The 19,156-nt window shown below is 76.3% G+C and carries 19 protein-coding genes; 10 read left to right on the forward strand and 9 right to left on the reverse strand.

What is annotated here, in order from left to right; genetic code table 11:
• The first annotated feature begins 316 nt into the window (after window positions 1–316).
• Entirely contained in the window at window positions 317–1,423 is a 1,107-nt protein-coding gene (locus ACI782_RS20645) for an alkaline phosphatase (RefSeq protein ID WP_456911964.1), read from the forward strand.
• Here ACI782_RS20645 and ACI782_RS20650 read toward each other — a convergent pair.
• Entirely contained in the window at window positions 1,420–3,219 is a 1,800-nt protein-coding gene (locus ACI782_RS20650; protein WP_456911965.1) for an ExeM/NucH family extracellular endonuclease, read from the reverse strand. The genes ACI782_RS20645 and ACI782_RS20650 overlap by 4 nt on opposite strands.
• A 114-nt stretch (window positions 3,220–3,333) precedes the next feature.
• Here ACI782_RS20650 and ACI782_RS20655 point away from each other — a divergent pair, with 114 nt between their 5' ends.
• Window positions 3,334–4,104, forward strand: a complete 771-nt coding sequence (locus ACI782_RS20655; RefSeq protein ID WP_456911966.1) for a DUF6308 family protein — start codon at window positions 3,334–3,336, stop codon at window positions 4,102–4,104.
• A 6-nt stretch (window positions 4,105–4,110) separates the two neighbouring features.
• On the opposite strand, the gene ACI782_RS20660 is transcribed toward ACI782_RS20655, so the two are convergent.
• Window positions 4,111–4,851, reverse strand: coding sequence for an alanyl-tRNA editing protein (locus tag ACI782_RS20660; protein WP_456911967.1), 741 nt, complete (start codon window positions 4,849–4,851; stop codon window positions 4,111–4,113).
• Between the two features lie 127 nt (window positions 4,852–4,978).
• Here ACI782_RS20660 and ACI782_RS20665 point away from each other — a divergent pair, with 127 nt between their 5' ends.
• From ACI782_RS20665 to ACI782_RS20685, 5 genes are all read left to right on the forward strand, one after another.
• Window positions 4,979–5,389 (forward strand): nuclear transport factor 2 family protein, encoded by a 411-nt coding sequence (locus tag ACI782_RS20665; RefSeq protein WP_456911968.1) that lies wholly within the window; start codon window positions 4,979–4,981, stop codon window positions 5,387–5,389.
• 269 nt (window positions 5,390–5,658) lie between these two features.
• On the forward strand, window positions 5,659–6,282 hold the full coding sequence (locus ACI782_RS20670; RefSeq protein WP_456911969.1) for an antibiotic biosynthesis monooxygenase: 624 nt from the start codon (window positions 5,659–5,661) through the stop codon (window positions 6,280–6,282).
• A gap of 98 nt (window positions 6,283–6,380) precedes the next feature.
• On the forward strand, window positions 6,381–7,001 hold the full coding sequence (locus ACI782_RS20675) for a hypothetical protein (RefSeq protein WP_456911970.1): 621 nt from the start codon (window positions 6,381–6,383) through the stop codon (window positions 6,999–7,001).
• A 124-nt stretch (window positions 7,002–7,125) separates the two neighbouring features.
• Window positions 7,126–7,746, forward strand: a complete 621-nt coding sequence (locus tag ACI782_RS20680) for an antibiotic biosynthesis monooxygenase (protein WP_456911971.1) — start codon at window positions 7,126–7,128, stop codon at window positions 7,744–7,746.
• A 115-nt stretch (window positions 7,747–7,861) separates the two neighbouring features.
• Window positions 7,862–8,482: an antibiotic biosynthesis monooxygenase gene (locus ACI782_RS20685; RefSeq protein ID WP_456911972.1), complete on the forward strand. Its 621-nt coding sequence runs from the start codon at window positions 7,862–7,864 to the stop codon at window positions 8,480–8,482.
• A 93-nt stretch (window positions 8,483–8,575) separates the two neighbouring features.
• On the opposite strand, the gene ACI782_RS20690 is transcribed toward ACI782_RS20685, so the two are convergent.
• The 6 genes from ACI782_RS20690 to ACI782_RS20715 all read right to left on the reverse strand — a co-directional run bounded on the left by ACI782_RS20690 (window position 8,576) and on the right by ACI782_RS20715 (window position 14,844).
• Window positions 8,576–9,661: an acyl-CoA dehydrogenase family protein gene (locus tag ACI782_RS20690; protein ID WP_456911973.1), complete on the reverse strand. Its 1,086-nt coding sequence runs from the start codon at window positions 9,659–9,661 to the stop codon at window positions 8,576–8,578.
• 160 nt (window positions 9,662–9,821) lie between these two features.
• The gene (locus ACI782_RS20695) at window positions 9,822–10,982 is read right to left on the reverse strand and encodes an acyl-CoA dehydrogenase family protein (RefSeq protein WP_456911974.1); all 1,161 of its coding nucleotides are present in this window, start codon (window positions 10,980–10,982) and stop codon (window positions 9,822–9,824) included.
• A 75-nt stretch (window positions 10,983–11,057) separates the two neighbouring features.
• Window positions 11,058–11,378, reverse strand: a complete 321-nt coding sequence (locus ACI782_RS20700; protein WP_456911975.1) for a hypothetical protein — start codon at window positions 11,376–11,378, stop codon at window positions 11,058–11,060.
• Window positions 11,379–11,497: 119 nt separating this feature from the next.
• Window positions 11,498–13,771: a SpoIIE family protein phosphatase gene (locus ACI782_RS20705; protein ID WP_456911976.1), complete on the reverse strand. Its 2,274-nt coding sequence runs from the start codon at window positions 13,769–13,771 to the stop codon at window positions 11,498–11,500.
• A gap of 8 nt (window positions 13,772–13,779) precedes the next feature.
• Window positions 13,780–14,583, reverse strand: coding sequence for an alpha/beta fold hydrolase (locus ACI782_RS20710; RefSeq protein WP_456911977.1), 804 nt, complete (start codon window positions 14,581–14,583; stop codon window positions 13,780–13,782).
• A 105-nt stretch (window positions 14,584–14,688) separates the two neighbouring features.
• Entirely contained in the window at window positions 14,689–14,844 is a 156-nt protein-coding gene (locus ACI782_RS20715; RefSeq protein ID WP_456911978.1) for a hypothetical protein, read from the reverse strand.
• Between the two features lie 324 nt (window positions 14,845–15,168).
• Here ACI782_RS20715 and ACI782_RS20720 point away from each other — a divergent pair, with 324 nt between their 5' ends.
• The gene (locus ACI782_RS20720) at window positions 15,169–15,396 is read left to right on the forward strand and encodes a hypothetical protein (RefSeq protein WP_456911979.1); all 228 of its coding nucleotides are present in this window, start codon (window positions 15,169–15,171) and stop codon (window positions 15,394–15,396) included.
• 201 nt (window positions 15,397–15,597) lie between these two features.
• Entirely contained in the window at window positions 15,598–16,602 is a 1,005-nt protein-coding gene (locus tag ACI782_RS20725; RefSeq protein WP_456911980.1) for an alpha/beta hydrolase, read from the forward strand.
• Here ACI782_RS20725 and ACI782_RS20730 read toward each other — a convergent pair.
• On the reverse strand, window positions 16,588–16,821 hold the full coding sequence (locus tag ACI782_RS20730; protein WP_456911981.1) for a DUF6191 domain-containing protein: 234 nt from the start codon (window positions 16,819–16,821) through the stop codon (window positions 16,588–16,590). The genes ACI782_RS20725 and ACI782_RS20730 overlap by 15 nt on opposite strands.
• Between ACI782_RS20730 and ACI782_RS20735 the strand changes: the two genes are divergently transcribed.
• Window positions 16,795–19,152, forward strand: a complete 2,358-nt coding sequence (locus tag ACI782_RS20735; RefSeq protein ID WP_456911982.1) for a HelD family protein — start codon at window positions 16,795–16,797, stop codon at window positions 19,150–19,152. The two genes, ACI782_RS20730 and ACI782_RS20735, sit on opposite strands and share 27 nt — an antisense overlap.
• The last annotated feature ends 4 nt before the right edge of the window (window positions 19,153–19,156 follow it).

Below are 19,156 nucleotides of genomic sequence, written 5' to 3' on the forward strand. Positions count from 1 at the left end.
CGGGCTCACCGTTCCCCCGGCCACCGCCGACCACCCGACCGCGGCGGCGGCCGGGGTGCGCCCGGCGCGACGGAGGCCCCTTCCCTCCCCCGCGCGCCGCGAGGACGCTGGGTCGCGCGGGGGTGGCGCCCCGGCCCCCCCCCCGCCCCCCCCCCCCCCCCCCCCCGCGCCGCCCCCGCCCCCCCCCCCCCCCCCCCGCCCCCCCCCCCCCCCCCCCCCCCCCCCCCGGGACAGGGTGTCCCGGCAGGTCGGGCCCCCCCGACGCGGGCGCGCACCGGGGTGGTCCTCCCGCGCCGCGGCGCTCGCAAGTGCGGTCGTGCTGGCGGCGTGCACCGGCGGTGTCGGCGATCCGTCCGGCACCGACACCGGCCCGACGACGCCGGACCGCCCGGTGGAGCCGCCGCGCAGCGTGGTCCTGGTCGTCGGGGACGGCATGGGCGCCGCCCACCGCGAGGCCGCCCGACTGGACCAGGAGGGCCCCGCCGGCCGGCTCGCCATGGACGCCCTCCCCGTGGCCGGCGAGCAGACCACCGCACCCGACGACCCCGGGACCGACGTGACCGACTCGGCCGCGGCGGCCACGGCGTGGGCCACCGGCGTCCGGACCCGCAACGGCGCGATCAGCGTCGGCCCTGCGGGGGAACCGCTGACCCCGCTCGGCGTCGAGGCGGCCGGCGCCGGGCTCGCCACCGGGCTGGTGACCACCTCGGAGGTCACCGACGCCACCCCGGCCGCGTTCTTCAGCACCACCCCCGACCGCGACGCGCACGGTGAGATCGCCCGCCAGTACCTGCAGGGCACCGGGCCCTCGGTGGTCCTGGGCGGCGGGGGCGACCGCTGGGCGGACCTGATCGGCTCCGCGCAGGAACGCGGCGTCACCCTCGTGCGCGACCGCGCCGGGCTCGCCCCCGCCGGCGGCGACCGGCTGCTCGGCCTGTTCGCCGGCGGCGCGCTGTACGAGGACCCCGCCGGTCCGTCGCTGGCCGAGATGACCGCCGCCGCCCTGGCGCGGCTGTCCGCCGACCCGGACGGCTTCTTCCTCCTCGTCGAGGAGGAGGGCGTGGATGAGGCGGGTCACGAGAACGCCGGCGACCGCCTGCTCGCGGCGATGCGCTCGCTGGACGACGCCGTCCAGGTGGTCCGGGACCACGTCACCACCCACCCCGACACGCTGCTGGTGGTCGCCGGCGACCACGAGACCGGCGGCCTGACCGTCGAGGTGGGAGGCGCCCCGGCCGGCCCGGACGACGGGCCGTTCCCCGTGGCCGGCACCCCGGGGACGTTCGTGCTGCGCTGGCGGACCCAGGGGCACACCGGGGCGCCGACACCGGTGACCGCCGAGGGCCCGGGCAGCGAGCGGCTGGCCGGCAGCTACCCGAACACGCACCTGCACGAGGTCGTGCGGGACGTGCTGCTCGGCTAGCAGCCGCCGGCGGCGCGGGCCGGGAGCGGCACACCGCCGAGGTGGACGCCGAGCACCAGCGGGTCGTGGTCGCTGGAGCGGTACGGGCCGGGCGCGTAGAGGGCCGGGTCGCCGTCGTACTGGTAGGCCGAGGACTCGACCGCGTTGACGTTCCAGTGCGCCAGCCCGGTCACCCGCGCCGTGAGGGACGGCGTGGCCAGCGCGTGGTCCAGCGAGCCGGAGCGACCGTCGAACACGTAGCTGTACCGCCCCGGGTCGAACCGCTCGCCGAGCTCGGTGAGGCCGGCCGCGCGCAGCGCCTCGACCGGGTCCTCCCGCGTGTAGGCGTTGAGGTCGCCGAGGACGACGACGTCCGGGTCGGTCGCGGCGAGGTCCGCGACGAAGCCGGCCAGCGAGCGGGCCTGCCGGACCCGGTCGCCGTTCCACGCGCCCTGGCCGTCCCCGGTGTCGGCGTTGTCGCCGGTGGCCTCCTCGGCCGACCGCTTGGACTTGAGGTGGTTGGCGACGACGGCGAGCACCTCGCCGTCCGCCGCGAACGCCTGGGCGACCGGCTCGCGGGCGTTGCCCCACACCGCCTCGTCCACCAACCCGACCGGGTCGCCGACCGGCCGGACGGCAGCGGTCCGGTACACGATCGCGTTGCGGATGGCGTCCCGCTCGACGCCGTACAACTCGGTGGGCAGCGGCACGTACGCCCACTCCTCGCCGGTGCGCGCGGTGAGCCGCCCGGTCAGGTCGGCCAGCGCGCGGTCGGCGTCGCCGGGGCTGAAGCCGGTGGTGTCGGTGTCCTCGACCTCGAGCAGGGTCACCACGTCGGCACCCAGCCCGTCGATCGCCGCGACGACCTTGGCCGCCTGCTCCTCGAACTCCGCGTCGGTGCGGGCGCCGCGCGCGTCGGGACCGCTGCGGGTGAGGAAGTAGTTGAGCACGTTGAACGCGCCGATCCGCACGCTCCCGCCGACGTCGTCCGGCGCAGCTGGGCGGGTGTCCTGCGGGGCGAGGACCCCGTCGGCCGTGCCGTCGGCGGGCTGCAGCCGCCAGGAGCCGAAGCCCCAGCCGAGGACCACCGGCTCGGTCAGCCGGGCCTCGTCGCCCACCCGCACCGGCGTCGTCGGCGACAGGTACGGGCGCGTGGTGACGCTGACCCGCGCGCTGACGCCGTCGTCGAGGACGACGCCGCGCCGCGCGTCGTAGGCGGCCACCGCCTGCGCGGCCGGGCCGGGGCGGGCCACCTCGGTGGGCTGCACGAGCACGCCGCCCTCGGACAGGGTGAGCTCGCCGAAGGCCACCAGGTCGAACACCTCGCTCACCGTGAGGACGTCGGCCGGCGCGACGAGCATCCCCTCCAGGCGCTCGCGGGCCGCGTCACCGGCGGGCAGGTCGAGGACGGCGGGAGCCGGGAGCGGACTGCCGGTGGCGCAGACGGTGACGTCCGACGGGGCGCGCACCTGCGTCTGGCCCTGGAACTCCTGCGCCTCACCCGTGACCGCGACGGTGTCGCCCAGGGCCACCGGGACCGGGCTGAACACGAACACCCCGTCGGAGGTGGCGTCGTCGCCGTCCGGCGCCTGGACGTGGAACCCCGAGAAACCTGGCAGGTCGGCGACGACCACGCCGCGGATGGTGACCTGCTGCCCCGCGAGCGGCGTGACCGCGCCGGTGCCCTGCACCTCCCCGATCGCGGACGTGGGCCCGGCCGCGCAGTCGGCGGCGGCCGCCCGGGCGGCCGGCAGGCCGGCGAGGACGAGGACCAGGGCGCCGAGGACGGCGCGTCGGCGGGCGGGACACGGGAGCACGGGACGCTCCTCTCGTCGGGGGGAGCGACGCGGGGCGCACCCCGACGGTAGGTGACCCGCGCGCCGCGCGCGCGCCACGCGGGGCGCCCCGCCCGCGTGCACCAGGCTGGGGCGGTGCCCGACGGTGGTCCTCCTCTCCGGCTGCCCAGCGCCGGCCCCGACCCCCTCCCCGCCGGGACCGCGGTGGCGGCCGTGCTCGGCTACGCCCGCGGGCGCCGGCCGCTGTGGTTCCGCTCCATCGGCCGCCCGGAGGGCCGCTGGGTCAGCGTCCCGGCGTTCGCCTACGAGCGCTTCGACCGCCGGCCGCGGGGCACGGGGCCGCTCGGCGACGACGACGTCCTGACCGCCGAGGGCCTGCACGGACGGCTCGACCCGGCCGGGTGGGCGGCGGTCCGCACCGCGATGGACGACGTCGCCCCGGTCGCCGACGCGGCGACCGCCCGCGCCGCCGGCAGGGCGTTCTGGGAACTGCCCGCCGTCGAGCTGTCGGTCCTGGGCGAGCCCGGGACGGTCGGCGCCGCCCTCCGCGCGATCGGCGAGCGGGTGGCGGGGCCGTCGCGTCCCCACCTGGTCGCGGCGCTGCACCACCGACGTCCGGAGCTGTTCCCGCTGGTCGACGCGACGACCCGCCGCCAGCTGCTCCCCCACCTCGAGGAGGGCGACAGCGGGGTCGAGGCGGTGGTGCACCGGGAACTGGTCGCCGCCGCGGAGGGCTTCGACGTCCTCGAGACGACGGTCTCCGCGCTGCTCGCCGGCACCGGCGGCGTCCCGCTGACCCGGCTGCGGCTGCACGACGTCCTGGTGTGGCTGGCCGGCAGCCTGCGGCTGACCCACGCCCTCGCCCTGGGCCGGGAGACCGCGGAGTGGGCGGCGTACGCGGGCTGAGCGCGCTCAGACGACGCGGATGCGCAGCCGGCGGAAACCGCGGCCCTTGTTCTCCATCTTGGTGACCTCGACCCGGCCGACCATCGACGTGCTCGCCACGTGCGTGCCGCCGTCGGCCTGCGTGTCGAGGCCGACGATGTCCACGATGCGCACCACCTCGATGTCGGGCGGCAGCAGGTTGGTCGCCGTCCGGATGATGTCCGGGATGGCGAACGCCTCCTCGCGCGGCAGAGTCTTCACCTCGATCGGCCGGTCGGCGGCGATCTCGGCGTTGACCGCCTCGGCCACCCGGTCCTTGAAGTCCGGCGGGACCTCGGCCAGGTCGAAGTCCATCCGCGCGGTGAGCGGCTCCATGTTCCCGCCGGTGACCAGCGCGCCGAAGTCGCGGAACACGACGCCGGTGAGCACGTGCAGCCCGGAGTGGGTGCGCATCAGCTGCGTGCGCCGCTCGTCGTCCAGGGCGCCCCGGACCGCCGTCCCGGGCGGCGGGACCGGGTCCCCCTCGACCGGGACCAGGTAGAGCTCGTCGCCCTTGCGGGTGCCGGCGATCCGGGTGCGGACGCCGCCCCACAGCAGCACGCCCTCGTCCGGCGGCTGCCCGCCACCGCCGGGGTAGAAGGCGCTGCGGTCGAGGACGATCCCGTGCTCCGGGTCGCCCGCGACCACGGTGGCGTCCCACTCGCGGACGGTGGCGTCGGCGAGGTCGAGGCGGTGGGTGTGTCCCTGTCGGTCGGTCGCGCTGCTCATCCCGCGCATGGTGCTCCGGGCGGGCGGACGGCGGTGCCCGTGCCCTCGTGGGTCCGGAAGTCCCTGTCCTCCCCGCTCTGCCCGGCCATACCGTGACCGCGTCCCTCGACGGGCGCAGGAGGCCACCATGACGACGGCTGCGGAGATGACTCGGGGATCGATGGTCGACGACCACGACGCCATCCGCGACGTGGTCCAGCTCTGTCTCGACGGCGAGGCACGGGGCGACGTCGGCAAGCTGCGGGAGGCGTTCCACGAGGACGCCCGGATGTTCGGCGAGCTGGCGGGGACCCGCTACGACGTCCCGATCCAGACGCTGTTCGACATGGCGGCCGAGGCACCCGCGGACACCGGGAACTACCGGAGCAGGATCCTCTCGATCACGCAGCTCGGGGACGTCGCGACCGCCACCGCCGCCGAGGAGGGCTACTGGGGGACGGTCTCCTTCGTCGACTTCTTCTCCCTGTGCCGCATCGAGGGCACCTGGAAGATCGTCAACAAGGTCTTCGCCCACGTGGGCGGGGAACCGCCCGCCTGAGACCGCCCCCGGGCCGGTCGAGGAGTCGACACGGCGACAAGGGGACGCGTCGTCACACCGCCGTGTCGACCGTCCCGGGCTCACCGTTCCCCCGGCCACCGCCGACCACCCGACCGCGGCGGCGGCCGGGGTGCGCCCGGCGCGACGGAGGCCCCTTCCCTCCCCCGCGCGCCGCGAGGACGCTGGGTCGCGCGGCGATGCCGCACGGGCACCGCCGCTCCCGCCGGGCCGCCGTCCCGGCGGGGTCGTTCCCGGAGAGGAGTGGTGGCATGTACGCCCGCTCGACCACCATCCAGGGCAACCCGCAGGCCATGGACGAGGGCATCGCCTACGTCCGGGACGAGGTGATGCCCCTGGTCCAGGGCATGGACGGCTGCATCGGCCTGTCGATGCTGGCCGACCGGGAGGCCGGCCGCGGCATCGTGACGACCGCGTGGCGCGACGCCGACGCGATGCACGCCAGCGCCGAGGGGGTCCGGGCCTCGCGGGAGCGGGCCGCGGAGGTCTTCGGCGGGCAGCCGGAGGTGCACGAGTGGGAGATCGCCGTCCTCCACCGGGCGCACGAGGCGCCCGAGGGCGCCTGGACACGGGTCACCTGGATCCGCGGCGAGCCCGAGCAGATGGACCGCACCGTCGACGCCTACCGGATGGTCTTCCTGCCGCGGATGGAGGAGGAGTACGGGGGCTTCTGCAGCATGAGCGTCCTGGTCAGCCGGGCCGAGGGGATGGGCGTCTCCGCGGTGACCTTCGAGAGCCGCGAGGCGATGGAGGGCGCCCGTGAGCACGCCCGCGCCATGCGGGACGACTTCGTCCAGCAGACGAGCATGGCCATCACCGACGTCGGGGAGTTCGAGCTGGTGCTGGCCCACCTGCGGGTGCCGGAGACCGCCTGAGGAAGGACCCCCTGCTCCCCGCCACTCGCGGGCTCGCGGCGGGACCCTGCAGGGGGCCGCCGCGGGCTCTCGTACCGCTTCCTGAGAGGAGTACCGGCATGCACGCCCGGACGACGACGATCCGCGGCAACCCGCAGGCCGTCGACAACGGGGTCGTCTACCTGCGCAGCGAGGTGATGCCGGTCCTCGACCGGATCGACGGCTGCGTCGGCCTGTCGATGCTCGCCGACCGCGACTCCGGCCGCTGCATCGTCAGCACCGCCTGGGAGTCGGAGGCGGCACTGCACGCCAGCGAGGACCGCCTGCGGCCACTGCGGATCCACCTGGCCGAGCTGCTCGGCGGGTCGATGGGCGTGCACCGCTGGGCCATCGCCGTCGTCCACCGGGAGAAGGAGGCCCCGCCCGGCGCCTTCACACGGGTGACCTGGGCCCGCACCGACCCCGCCGCCGTCGAGCAGGTCGTGGCCGCCTACCGGACGAAGCTCCTCCCCCGGCTGGCGGAGGTGCGGGGGTTCTGCAGCGCGAGCCTGATGGTGGACCGGCAGGAGGGCCGGACCGCCGGCGCGGTCACCTACGCCGACCGGGAGACCGTCGAGCGGTCCCGGACCGACGCCACGGTGGTCCGCGAGGAGTTCGCCGCGGCGGTGGACAGCCAGATCCTCGACGTCGCCGAGTTCGAGTTGGTGCTCGCGCACCTGCGGGTGCCCGAGACCGTCTGAAGGAGGCTCCCCCCGCCTCCTGCGGGCGCCGCCGAGGGCATTGCCACCCGCGACCCCGGGCGAGGAGGCTCCGGAGCGCGGCGACGCCGCAGGGGCCTCGCCGCCTCCCGAGAGGGGTGGTGTCATGTTCGCCCGAACGACCATCGTGCGCGGCAACCCCGGGGCGGTCGACGAGGCGGTCGCCTACATGCGCGACGAGGTGATGCCGGTGGTCCAGCAGATGGAGGGCTGCGTCGGCCTGTCGATGCTCGCCGACCGCGACACCGGTCGCTGCATCATCGCGACCGCCTGGCAGACCGAGGACGCGATGCAGGCCACGATGGACCGCGTGGGCCCGATGCGGGACCGGGTCAGCCAGGTGCTCGGCGGGCAGCCCGAGGTGCACATGTGGGAGATCGCCGTCCTGCACCGGGCGCACCAGGCCCCCGACGGCGCCTGCACCCGCGTGACCTGGAGCCGCACCGACCCGGCGAACGTCGACCGGATCGTCGACGCGTACAAGCTGAGCCTGCTGCCGCGGCTGGAGGAGATGGACGGCTTCTGCGCCGCCAGCCTGATGATGGACCGGCGGGAGGGCCGCGGCGCCGGCGCGGTGACCTACGCCGACCGGGCCACGATGGAGCGGTCCCGCACGAACGCCGACGCGGTCCGCGAGGAGTTCGCCGCCGCGATGGGCGCGCAGATCCTCGAGGTGGCCGAGTTCGAGTTGGTCCTGCACCACCTGCGCGTCCCCGAGACCGTCTGAGCGAGGACGGCGTCCGCAGGGCCCGAGGTCCGTTGCCCCCCTCCTCCCCGGCGAGGAGGCTCGCGTGCGCGGCGATGCCGCAGGGGCGTCGCCGCGCACCGAGAGGAGTGGTGGCATGTACGCCCGAACGACCACCATCCGCGGCAACCCCGGGGCGATCGACGAGGGCATCGCCTACCTGCGGGACGAGGTGATGCCGGCGGTCCAGCAGATGGACGGCTTCGTCGGACTCTCGCTGCTCGCCGACCGCGACACCGGCCGCTGCATCGTCGCGACCGCGTGGCAGACCGAGGAGGCGATGCGGGCCACGATGGACCGGGTGGGCCCGCTGCGGGACCGGGCCGCCCAGATCCTCGGCGGTCAGCCCGAGGTGCGGGGGTGGGAGATCGCCGTCCTCCACCGGGTGCGGGAGGCACCGGCCGGCGCCCGGGTGCGGGTGACCTGGCCGCGCATCGAGCCGGCCCGGTTCGACCGACTCCTCGACACGTTCCGGATGGGCGTGCTGCCCAGGCTGGAGGAGATGGAGGGCTTCTGCAGCGCCAGCCTCCTCGTCGACCGCCGGGAGGGGCTGGCGGCCGGGGCCGTCACGTTCGCCGACCGCGCGGCTCTCGACAGCAGCCGGGCCCCCGCGGCCGCGATCCGGGAACGGACCGCCCGCGAGCTCGACATGGAGTTCGTCGACGTCGCCGAGTTCGAGCTGGCCGTCGCGCACCTGCGGGTCCCCGAGACCGTGTGAGAGGAGGGCCCCTGCCCGCGGCGCTCGCACGCTCGCGACGGCACCCTGCAGGGGGACGCACGGGGCGGAGACCGCCGTCCCCGCCCCGCCCACTCAGAGCACGCGGGTGAGCGCGGGCCAGAGGTCGTCGTCCCCGTCGGCGAGCAGGCCCGCGCCGAGCACCTCGGCCCAGGTGCGTTCGCCGCCGGCCTCGTCGCGCCAGGACCAGCAGCGCCGGGTGAGGTGGTGCAGCCGGTGCTCCTGGGTGAAGCCGATCGCGCCGTGCACCTGGTGGGCCAGCCGGGCGACCACCTCGACCGCGGCGCCGGCGCGCACCTTCGCCGCGGCGGCGGCGAGGGTGACGTCCGGGGCGGCGGGGTCCGCGGCAGCGGCCAGCCGCTGGACGGCGGCGTCGACCAGCGCGCCGGCCGCGGTGACCTCGCCGGCCATCTGGGCCAGCTCCATCTGGATCGCCTGGAACCTCGCCAGCGGCCGGCCGAACTGCTGTCGCTCCCCGGCGTACTGCACGGTCCAGGAGAGCACCTGCTCCGACGCCGCGGCCAGCTGCACCGCCCGGGCCAGCGCGTACCGGGCGCGCACCGCCGCGGCCCGGGCCGGGGCGAGCAGCGCCGCGCGCGCCGGGGCGCTGTCGAGGACCAGCGACCCGCGCGGCTCCCCGGCCAGGTTGCGCGCCTCGCTGGCCGCGAGGCCGGCGGTGTCGACCAGCGCCAGCACCGCCCCCTCGATGCCGGGCGGGGCGGCCGCCAGGACCGCGACGTGCCGGGCGACGCCGGACCACGCCACGTCGGTCGCGGTGCCGGTCAGCGTCCACCGGCCGGGCCCGTCGCCGTCGTCGACCGGCTCGGCCTGCACCGCCCCGTCGACGGCGACGGTCAGGGGCTGCTCCACCGGCGGCAGCTCCAGCCCGGCGGCCAGCAGTGCGGGCGCGGCGACCAGCAGCTGCTCGGCCACCGGCACCGCCGCGGCCCCCTTGGCCAAAGTGGCCACGATGGCCACGGCGTCGGCCAGCTCCCCGCCCGACCCCCCGGCCTCCTCCGGCAGCCCCACCCCGGTCAGGCCGGTCTCGGCCAGCGTGGCCCACAGGCGCTCGTCCCAGGGTCGTTCGGCGGTGAGCACGAACGGCTCGTGCCCGGCCAGGATGTCCCGCACGGTCTCGACGACCAGATCCCGATCCGACATCAGCGCAGCACCCCCGGCTCGACTCCGGCCTCGTTCCGCTCCTCGGTCCTTGCCGAAGTCGCCCCAGCGGTCGCTCCGCTCCTCGCTCGCTGGCGCTCGCTGCGATGCTCACTCCCTGACGGGCTCCGGGCATCTCCCTGCGATGCTCGCTCGGCCGTCGTCATCGCAGCCCCAGCCCTCTGGCGACGATGCCGCGCAGGATCTCGTTGGTCCCCCCGCGCAGCGTGTAGCCCGGCGCGTGCAGCTGCGCCTCGGCCAGCGCCCGGCCCAGCGGATCGGGCGAGTCCAGCGACGCCGGCACGTCCACCACCCGCCGCACCTCGTCGATCACGTCCGCCTCGAACGTCGTGCCCACGTCCTTGACCAGCGCCGCGGCCAGGTCGGGCAGCTCGCCGCGGTCCAGCGCCGCGGCGATCCGCATCGACAGCTGCCGCAACGCCAGCAGCCGCGCCGACAACCGCCCCAGCGCCGCCTGCCCAGCAGCGTCCCCGGAGCCGGCCACCCGCCGGGCGAACTCCGCCAGCAACGGATAGGTGGAGAGGAACCGCTCCGGCCCGCTGCGCTCGAACGCCAGCTCCGCGGTCACCTGGTGCCAGCCGGCACCCTCCTCGCCCAGCAGCATGTCGGCGGGCACCACCACGTCGTCGAAGACCACCTCGTTGAAGTGGTGCCCACCGTCGAGGATCCGGATCGGGTTGACCGTGATCCCGGGCAGCGACAGGTCTACCAGCAGCTGCGACAGCCCCGCGTGCCGGTGCGACGGGTCCGCGGGCGAGGTGCGCACCAGGACGATCCCGTAGTGGGAGAGGTGCGCGTTCGACGTCCACACCTTGGCGCCGGTGACCACCCAGTCGCCGTCGCCGTTGCGGGTCGCGCGGGTGCGGATCGAGGCGAGGTCGGAGCCGGAGTCCGGCTCGCTCATGCCGATCACGAAGTAGCACTCCCCCGCGGCGATGCGCGGCAGGATCGCCTGCCGCTGCGCCTCGGTGCCGTACCGCAGCAGGTTCGGCCCCGACTGGCGGTCGGCGATCCAGTGCGCGGCGACCGGCGCCCCGGCCGCCAGCAGCTCCTCGGTGACCGCGTAGCGCTCCATCGCCGTCCGCTCGTGCCCGCCGTAACGCCGCGGCCAGGTCATGCCCAGCCACCCGCGCTCCCCCAGCTTCCGGGAGAACGCCGGGTCCACCCCGGACAGCCAGGTGTCCACGTGCGGCGTGAACGACCCGGCCGCCAGCTCGGCGGCGAGGAACTCCCGCACCTCCCCCCGCACCCGCTCCGCGGCCTCGGACGGGGGCGCGGACGCCAGGGTCAGCGAGCTGGTCATGCGGTGCGACTCCCCACGTCGGTGTGGCCGTGCACTCCCGGTTCTACAGGGGGTCGCCGAGACCGGCGCGCCGGGTCAGCGCTCGGGATCGTCCTCCGACTCGGTCCCGCGGGTCAGCTGGCGCAGCTCCGAGACGACGTCCCCGGCGACCGTGGCCAGGGAGGTCACCGCGCCGGACACCAGCCGCCGCACACCCGAGCCGTCGAGCCCGAGCAGCGAGCCGAACCCGGCGGCGACGTCCACGCCCGGGAAGGCCGCCGCCGCCCCGTGTCCGTGCCCCTCGGCCAGTTCGGGCGACCAGCGCATCGCGTCGCCGGACATCGTGATGTCACCCGTGGCGCCGTCGATCGACTCGATGACCGGGTTGGTGGTCCCAGGGTTGGGGGAACGCTCCATTGCCGCCTCCCGCGCCGCACGTGCTCCGCGCCGATGGTCGCGCGCACGGGGCCGCGGCGCCAGGGCCGTCGGGGTCAGCGTCGTCGGGGTCAGCGCCGTCGGGGTCGGGGCCGTCGGGCTCAGGGCACCCGGGTGATCGCGAGGAGGGCCACGTCGTCCCCGCGGGCGCCGCCGGCCAGCTCCTCCAGCAGCCGGTCGCAGAACTCGTCGGGGTCGTCGGAGGCGACCCGCACCGCGGCGTCCAGCAGCGCCGCCAGGCCGACGTCGAGGTCCGCGGACCGGCTCTCCACCAGCCCGTCGGTGTAGAGCAGCAGGGTGGCCCCCGGGGCCAGCACGCCGGCCCACTCCCGGGTCGGCGCCGGCGAGGGCGGGGCCCCCAGCATCCGGGTGGGCTCGACGTCGAGCAGGGCGGCGTCCCCGCCCGAGACCACCAGCGGCGCCAGGTGCCCGGCCGAGGCGACCCGCAGCTGCCCGCTGCCCGGATCGAGCCTGGCGAACAGCGCCGTCGCCATGCGCTGCAGCCCGAGCAGCGACCACCCGGACTGCACCCGGTCGACGACCGCGCTCGGCGTGGCTCCCTCGGCCAGCAGGGTCCGGTGGATGCTGCGCAGCTGGCCCATGACCGCCGCCGCGGTGATGTCGTGGCCCACCACGTCCCCCACGGCCAGCGCCACCTGGTCGCCGGGCAGCGGGACGACGTCGTAGAAGTCGCCGCCGACGTCGGCCCCCAGGCTGGCCGCGAGGTAGCGGACGGCGACCCGCAGCCCCGGCACCGGCGGCGGCGCGGGCGGCAGCAGGTTGGCCTGCAGGGTGTGGGAGGTCCGCGCCTCCAGCTCGAAGCGCTGCCCCTTGTCGACGACCTGGGACACCTGGAGGGCCAGCTGCTCGGCGACCTCGACGTCGGCCGCGGTGAACGGCCCGCGCCGCCGGTCGGTGGCCAGGGTCAGCACCCCGATCGGACGGCCCTCCGCCGCGGTCAGCGGCACGCAGACCAGGCCGGCCAGCTGCAGCGCCCGGGCGATCTCCAGGTGCCGCTCGTCGGTGGCGACCTCCGCCAGCCAGGCGTCGGTGATCTCGCGGACCCACACCGTCCGTCCCTGCTCCATCGCCCGCACGCTCGGGTGGGCGGCGCCACGCGCGGGCAGGTGCCGCTCCTGCAGCTCCTCGACCAGCCGGCGTCGCCGGGGGTCCCCGTGCCGGGCGGCCGACCGGGTCAGGCCGTGCTCGGTCACCAGGTCGATGACGCAGAGGTCGGCCAGCCGCGGCACCGCGAGCTCGGCCAGCCGCTCGGCGGTCTCGGCGACGTCGCGCGCCGAGGCCATCAGCCGGGCGGCGTCGAGCAGGAACGCCGACCGCTCGGCCGCCCGGGCGGTCTCCTCGTGCAGCCACACCCGCTCCAGGGCCTGCCCGGCCTGCCGGCCGATGGTCTCGAGGAGGTCCAGGTCCGCCTGCGGCAGCCGGCCCCGCTGCCCCGGCTCGGTCAGGTCGACGAGCTCGGTGTCCCCGGCCGCACCCAGCACCAGCACCAGCGCGCCCAGGTGACGGCTGTCGGCGTTGACCGAGACGACGACCAGCGCCTCCTGGCCGGCCTCCTCCATCGCCGCGGCCAGCCCCGGCCACACCGCCCGCAGGCCCGCCCCGAGCGGCACCGTGTGCACGCCGCCCTCGCGGACCAGCTCGGCGCCGCCGACCGCGGCCGCCTCCAACTCCCGCAGCAGGTGCGGGGGGATGCCGTCGACGGCGACCAGCTCGATCGGCGGGACGGACGGGCCCGGCCGGGTCGCACCCCGCCGCTCGGTGGCCAGCCACAGCCCGGCGCCGCCGGCCCCGACCGCCTCCCGGCTCCGGGGGACGACGACCTGCGCGACCTCCCGGGCCGAGGTGGCCGCCGCGAGCTCCGCGACGAGCTGCTGGAGCGCCCACGACCGCGCCTCGGACTCCGCCGCCGCGCGCTGGGCCGCCAGCAGCGCCCGCTCGTACCGCCGTCGGGACGTCGCCTCGAACACCGTCGCCCGCAGCAGCAGGGGCGCCCCCGAGGCGTCGCGCACCTCGACGGCGTTCACCAGGCAGGGCACCTGCGCGCCGTCGGCCCGGACGACGTCGAGGGCCACCTCCCGCACGGCGCCCTGCATGCGCAACAGCGGCGCCATGTGGGTCTCGTAGAAGACCCGCCCGCCGATGCTGAGCAGCTCCTGGAACCGGGTGCCGAGCAGGTCCGCGGCGTCGCGGCCGGTCCACTCGCAGAACGTCCGGTTGACCTTGACCACCCGGCCGTCGGGCAGCGCCGAGAAGTACCCGCACGGCGCGTGCTCGTAGAGGTCGGCCGGGTCCTCCTCGAGGAGGCGCTGCAGGGCCGGGTCCTCCGGCGGCCGTCCGCTCGCGGGCTGCTCCACGGCCGGCCTCAGCAGCGGTCGGCGAGGAAGGCCCGGATGGCGGCAGTGGTCTCCGCCGGTGCGCTCAAGTGGGGGCAGTGCCCCGTCGCGGCCAGCTGGGTGAACACGCTGCCCGGGATCTGCCGGTGCACGTACCGGCCCACCCCCTCCGGCGCGATCGCGTCGGCGCTGCACTGGAGCACGAGGGTGGGCACGCACACGCCGGGGAGGTCGGCGCGGTTGTCGGAGAGGAACGTGACCCGGGCGAACTGACGGGCGATGTCGGGGTCGGTGCGGCAGAAGCTGTTGGCCAGCTCCTCGGAGAGCTCCGGCCGGTCGGGGTTGCCCATGATCACCGGCGCCATCGCCCGCGCCCAGCCGAGGTGGTTGCTGTCCAGGGACTCGAGCAGGGCCACGATGTCGGCCCGGGAGAAGCCGCCGGTGTAGTCCTCCTCGTCGACGTACCGGGGGTTGGGGCCGATCATCACCAGGGCGCCGAACAGCCCGGGCGCCTGCTGGGCGGCGAGGACGCCGATCATGGCGCTCACCGAGTGCCCGACGAAGACCACGTCCGCGAGTTCGAGCTCCCGGCACAGCTCGACGACGTCGGCGGCGTACCCCCGCAGCGAGCCGTACTTGGCCGGGTCGTAGGCGGTGAGGTCCGACCGCCCGGCCCCGACGTGGTCGAAGAGGACGACGCGGTGGTCGGTCGCGAACTCAGGAGCGACGAACCGCCACATCTCCTGGTCGCAGCCGTACCCGTGCGCGAACACCATCGGCCGACCGCTGTCGATCCCGGTCACGCGGACCCGGTTCCGCATGATCGCGCTCACCGGCCGACGGTAACCGGGCGGCGCGCCGCTGTCCCCCCGTCCCGTCCCGGCGGAGGGCGTCGGGACGGTACCCGGTCCGGCGGTCCCGGCGGCGGGGTCAGGAGGTCAGTAGCGGGAGGTGCCGCAGTCGGCGCAGCGCTTGCGGGGCGGCTTGGTCTCCCGCTGGCAGTTCGGGCAGGTCCAGGTCGAGCGGTCCGGACGCGGACGACTCGAAGAGCCGGCGGCGCGGCGGGTCGTGCGGTCGGCGGTGGGGACGGTCATGGCCTCCTCCTTCGGTTGTGCACGACCGACGGTACGGAGACGACATGACGTCGAGATGACCTCCGAGTTGCCGTCGCGCTCGCCGACTGTGATCTGCGCACCAGAGGACTCGGCCCCGGGTGCAGTGCCGCTGCACGTCGCCCCAACGGCTACTCCGACGCCTACGGGTTCGACGACAGCGGCGACGGCTACGAGGACACCTGGGCGATCGGCTGGGACGAGGACGGCCTCGTCGAGCGGCTCACCGTCGACACCGACCTGGACGGCTGGGCCGACACCTTCGCCTTCGACAGCGACGAGGACGGCTACGTCGAGGAGGTCGGGGTGGACACGACCGGCAACGCCCTGCCCGACGTGTGGGGCGCCGACTCCGGCCTCGACGGCTCCGTCGACGCGGTGGCCCACGACGTCGACGACGACGGCGCCGCCGACTGGTCGGAGCCGTTCACGACCGCCGCCTCCGCCCACGCGTCGGTGAGGTACGTCTTCGCCGAGGCCGACGGCTGGGTCTACTGGGAGGTCGCTACGGGGTCGGCTACGCCCACGGCCTGACCGCCACCGACCGGGACGGCGAGGGCGGGCCGGCGTCCCGCACCGGCAGCGGGCCGGCGAGCGCGGCGGCCGACCTGCCCGGTGACGACGTCCGGGACCTGCTGCGCTCGCTGACCGACCTGGCCTGACCCCGGAGGGCTGGCCAGACGGTTGCGGAGCGCACCACGATGGGGCCGCCCGTCCGCACTCCCTGGAGGTCCCGTGACACTGACGTCGCCGTCCGCCCGCCCCGACGCCGAGATCGGCCCGCCGCCCCCGTTCGACCCGGAGTGCGCGGTCGCGCTGGAGCAGTTCGCGGAGTTCACCTCGACCCCGCTCACCGCGGAGCTCATCCCGGCGCTGCGGGAGAACCCGCTCACCCCGCGGCCGACCGACGACGAGCTGCGCCGCGGCGGCGCGTTCACCGTCGAGGAGCGGTCGGTGCCCGGGCCGGAGGGCGCGCCCGAGGTCTCGCTGCTGGTCCTCCGGCCCACCGCCGCGACCGGTCCCACCGCGGCGATCTACTCCACCCACGGCGGCGGCATGATCGTCGGGGACAACCGCTCCGGCGTCCTCGGCATGGTCGAGCACGCCGAGGAGCTCGGGATGGCGGTCGTCTCCGTCGAGTACCGGCTCGCGCCGGAGACGCCGCACCCGGGTCCGGTCGAGGACTGCTACGCGGGACTGGTGTGGACCGCCGAGCACGCCGAGGAGCTCGGCATCGACCCGGCGCGGATCGTCGTCGGCGGCGTCAGCGCCGGGGGTGGCCTGGCCGCGGCGCTCGCGATCATGGCGCGCGACCGCGGCGGCCCCGCGCTGCTCGGGCAGCTCCTGCTGTGCCCGATGCTCGACGACCGCAACGACACCGTCTCGGCCCGCCAGATGGCCGGCCGCGGGGTGTGGGACCGGACCGCCAACGACACCGGCTGGACGGCGCTGCTCGGCGACACCCGCGGCGGTCCCGACGTCTCCCCGTACGCCGCCCCGGCCCGGGCCACCGACCTCTCGGGCCTGCCGCCGGCGTTCGTCGACGTCGGCTCCGCGGAGACCTTCCGCGACGAGGACGTCGACTACGCGACCCGCATCTGGCAGGCCAGCGGGGTCGCCGAGCTGCACGTGTGGCCCGGCGGCTTCCACGGCTTCGACGGGTTCGCCCCCGAGGCGGCCATCTCGAAGGAGGCGCGGGAGGCGCGCACCCGCTGGCTGCGCCGGCTACTGGCCGGCTGACGGCGGGACGGCGAGGACGGCGGTGCCGGCGTCGAGGTCGACGGTGCTGTGCGGCGGCGCCCCGTCCCCGACGTCGGCCCGCCGCAGGGGGCGAGGGCGGGGGCCTGTGGTGCGTCGGCGGCGCGGATCGGGAATGGAGGGGCACCATGGGCGATTGCTCCTGAGCCGACACCCCCGACGGAGAGACGCGCAGTGCCGACGACGCAGCCCGAGGTCCATCCCGAGATCGAAGCCGAACAGCAGTACGTCGCCGACCTCTACGGCCGCCTCGACGCCGCCCGTGACCTCGCCGCTCAGCGGCTGAAGCAGGCCATCTCCTGGCCCGCGGTCGATCCGCAGGCGCTGCAGGAGCGCGACGCCACCGTGCGGTTCCAGACCGAACGGGTCACCGCGCTCGACGCCGCCGAGGCGGGCCTGTGCGTCGGCCGGATCGACCGCACCGACGACGGACCGCTCTACATCGGCCGGATCGGGCTGGCCGCCGACGACGCCGGCGGCGACCCCGCGCTGGTCGACTGGCGCGCGCCCGCGGCCCGGCCCTTCTACACCGCCACCCCGGTGCACCCGCTGGGCGTGGCCCGCCGCCGGCACATCCGCACCCGCGGGCGCCGCGTGGTCCGGCTCGACGACGAGGTGCTCACCGACGGGGTCGCCGGCTCCGGCCTGACCGGTGAGGCCGCGCTCATGGCCGCGCTCGACACCGCGCGCACCGGCCGGATGACCGACATCGTCCGCACCATCCAGGCCGAGCAGGACCGCATCATCCGCGCCGACGACCGCGGCGTCCTCGTCGTCCAGGGCGGGCCGGGCACCGGCAAGACCGCCGTCGCCCTGCACCGTGCGGCCTACCTGCTCTACACCCACCGCGAGCGGCTGGCCCGCCGCGGCCTGCTCGTCGTCGGGCCCACGCCGACGTTCCTGCGCTACATCGCCGACGTGCTGCCCTCCCTGGGGGAGACCGGCGTGCTGCTGGCCGGGCTGGGCCAGCTGCGCCCGGGGCTGGACGCGCGCGGCGTCGAGTCGCCGCAGACCGCGGCGGTCAAGGGGCGGCTGGAGATGGTCGAGGTGCTCGAGCGCGCGGTCGCCGACCGGCAGGTGGTGCCCGACGGACCGCGCGAGGTGGTCGTCGACGGCTTCGCGCTGCGGCTGCGGCCGATCGACGTGAAGCGGGCGCAGGCCGGCGCGCGCAAGGCCGACCGCCGGCACAACCTGGCCCGGCCGGAGTTCGCGCGCCGCGTCATCGACACGCTGACCAAGCGCTACGCGGAGCGCATCGGCGCCGACGTCCGCGGCGGGGCGAACCTGCTCGACCGCGAGGACGTCGCCGCCCTGCGCCGGGAGGTCGCCGCCGAGCCCGCCGTCCGGCTGCTCGTCGACGACCTGTGGCCGGTGCTCACCCCCGAGCGGCTGCTCACCGAGCTGTTCGCCGACCCGGCCCGGATCGCCCGCGCCACCCCCGACTGCGGCGACGCCACGCGTGCGCTGCTGCACCGGCCCCGCGGCTCGGCCTGGACCCCCGCTGACGTGCCGCTGCTGGAGGAGGCCGAGGAGCTGCTCGGCTTCGACGACAGCGCGCAGCGGGCCCGCGAGGAGCGCGACCGCCGCCGGCGGCTGGCCCAGGCCCAGGAGACCCTCGACGTCCTGCACGGCTCGCGCTCGATCGACCTCGAGGACGAGCACCTGGAGGCCGAGGTGCTCAGCGCCGGCGACCTGATCGGCGCCGAGGAGCTCGCCGAGCGGCAGCGGGCCGTCGACACCCGCACCACCGCCGAGCGGGCCGCCGCCGACCGCACCTGGACCTTCGGGCACGTCGTCGTCGACGAGGCGCAGGAGCTCTCGCCGATGGCGTGGCGGCTGCTGGTCCGCCGCTGCCCGACCCGCTCGATGACCGCCGTCGGCGACCTCGCCCAGACCGGCTCGCTCGCCGGTGCCGCCGCCTGGGACGAGACGCTGGGCCCGCACGTCGGCGACGCCTGGCGGCTGGAGCAGCTCACCGTCAACTACCGCACGCCGGCCGAGATCATGGCCGTGGCCGCCGACGTGCTCGCCGCCGCCGGCACCGGAGCCGCCGCGCCGCGCTCGGTGCGCCCCGGCACCGCCGCGCCGTGGGCGGAGGTGACCGGCGAGCAGGGGCTGGCCGGCCGGGTCGCGGCGCTCACCGCGGAGCTGGCGGAGCACGAGGGCACCACCGCGGTGGTCGTCCCGGCGAGCCGGGTGGCCGAGGTCGCCGCCGCGGTCGCCGGGAGGGTGGACGGCGTCTCGAGCGGCCCGGACGCCGACTCCTCACTGGGCCCGGTGGTGATCACCCCGACCGAGGCCAAGGGACTGGAGTTCGACAACGTGCTGGTCGTCGACCCGGCGCGGGTCCTCGACGAGGGGGTGCGCGGGCACAACGACCTCTACGTCGCCCTCACCCGCGCCACCCAGCGGCTCGCCGTCCTCTCCCCCGGCGCGCTGCCGGCCGAGCTGGCCCGCCTGTCCTGTAGAACGGCCGAAGTGGCCACGAAGGCCGCCCACCGGCGGCCTTCGTGGCCACTTCGGCCGGCGTAGCGGG

The organism is Geodermatophilus sp. SYSU D00703, assembly GCF_054050155.1.

Bases quoted from the DNA above. Each gene is read 5' to 3' on its own strand.
- ACI782_RS20660 (WP_456911967.1), bottom strand. From the start codon at position 4,851: ATGAGCAGCGCGACCGACCGACAGGGACACACCCACCGCCTCGACCTC.
- ACI782_RS20665 (WP_456911968.1), top strand. From the start codon at position 4,979: ATGACGACGGCTGCGGAGATGACTCGGGGATCGATGGTCGACGACCAC.
- ACI782_RS20670 (WP_456911969.1), top strand. From the start codon at position 5,659: ATGTACGCCCGCTCGACCACCATCCAGGGCAACCCGCAGGCCATGGAC.
- ACI782_RS20675 (WP_456911970.1), top strand. From the start codon at position 6,381: ATGCACGCCCGGACGACGACGATCCGCGGCAACCCGCAGGCCGTCGAC.
- ACI782_RS20680 (WP_456911971.1), top strand. From the start codon at position 7,126: ATGTTCGCCCGAACGACCATCGTGCGCGGCAACCCCGGGGCGGTCGAC.
- ACI782_RS20685 (WP_456911972.1), top strand. From the start codon at position 7,862: ATGTACGCCCGAACGACCACCATCCGCGGCAACCCCGGGGCGATCGAC.
- ACI782_RS20690 (WP_456911973.1), bottom strand. From the start codon at position 9,661: ATGTCGGATCGGGATCTGGTCGTCGAGACCGTGCGGGACATCCTGGCC.
- ACI782_RS20695 (WP_456911974.1), bottom strand. From the start codon at position 10,982: ATGACCAGCTCGCTGACCCTGGCGTCCGCGCCCCCGTCCGAGGCCGCG.
- ACI782_RS20700 (WP_456911975.1), bottom strand. From the start codon at position 11,378: ATGGAGCGTTCCCCCAACCCTGGGACCACCAACCCGGTCATCGAGTCG.
- ACI782_RS20715 (WP_456911978.1), bottom strand. From the start codon at position 14,844: ATGACCGTCCCCACCGCCGACCGCACGACCCGCCGCGCCGCCGGCTCT.
- ACI782_RS20730 (WP_456911981.1), bottom strand. From the start codon at position 16,821: ATGGACCTCGGGCTGCGTCGTCGGCACTGCGCGTCTCTCCGTCGGGGG.